This window comes from Rhodohalobacter sp. 8-1 (assembly GCF_038150125.1).
Classification (GTDB): Bacteria; Bacteroidota; Rhodothermia; order Balneolales; family Balneolaceae; genus SW132.
Genome location: NZ_JBBVMF010000061.1, coordinates 1 through 612 on the forward strand (window position 1 = coordinate 1; position 612 = coordinate 612).

Sequence of the window (612 nt, forward strand, 5' to 3'; positions counted from 1 at the left end):
TAGCATCCGCCTTGTTTTATGGTGGTAGTGGTTGAGTCCCGGATAGTTAAATGTAATCCCATAGTACCCATAGTGACCTCGTAGCTTTCGGTTGAGTTCGTAGATGAGTTGATCCACAGGTTTATGCCTGTTCGCCTTTATCCACTGGTTCATCCGCTGCAGGGAGGCCTTCAGCTTTTTCTTGCTGGTTTTCCGCTTGAGAATACGCTTGCCCTTACGGCTTTTGCCCATGTAATGGGTGAAGCCTAAAAAGTCAAACGTGCTCGGAGTGCCCCTGTCCCGGCCTGTCACCTCAACAAGCTTGGTTTTCTCCGGGTGAAGGGTGAGTCCATATTTCTGCAAGCGCTTGGGCAGCACCTTCATCACGCGTTCGGCGTCTTCCTTCCTGTCGAACAACAACAGAAAGTCGTCGGCAAAGCGTATCAGACTGCTGCCACCTTTCAGCCGGGGCTGGATAGCTTCGATAAACCACTCATCCAGCACGTAGTGCAGATAGATGTTGCTCAGCAAGGGAGAGATAACTCCTCCTTGCGGGGTGCCTTCCTGCGGGTAGGACAACCTCCCGCCTTCCAGCACACCGGCTTTAAGCCACTTATCTATCATCCGGCGAAT

At 52.1% G+C, this 612-nt stretch carries 1 protein-coding gene; it reads right to left on the reverse strand.

Annotated features, from left to right (window positions below; translation table 11 throughout):
- A partial coding sequence (locus tag AABW11_RS20005) for a reverse transcriptase domain-containing protein (protein WP_340107103.1) occupies nt 1–612 on the reverse strand: 612 nt, incomplete at both ends.